The organism is Paenibacillus sp. F024 (genome assembly GCF_057814255.1).
On the sequence record NZ_JBVASZ010000222.1, the window covers coordinates 1 to 233 of the forward strand.

Annotated in this window: 1 rRNA gene; it reads right to left on the minus strand. The window is 48.9% G+C overall.

The window, feature by feature from the left end:
* Positions 1 to 147 precede the first annotated feature (147 nt).
* Positions 148 to 233: ribosomal RNA gene (locus ACZYR9_RS28025) — 23S ribosomal RNA — on the minus strand; the annotation flags it as partial.

A 233-nucleotide genomic window follows, 5' to 3' on the forward strand; every position in this document is an offset into this window, starting at 1 on the left:
CTTAACGGTCGTGTTCGGTATGGGTACGCGTGGTTCCCTTCCGCCATCATCACCAAACTAAGAGTTTTGCTTTAGCAAAACTGCATCGTAAGCTTCAAGGCTTGCACCCTGAAAACTGGATCGAAACAAATCATGCTGATCATTGTTTTGGATAAGCCCTCGACCGATTAGTATTCGTCAGCTCCACACGTTGCCGCGCTTCCACCCCGAACCTATCTACCTCGTCGTCTACA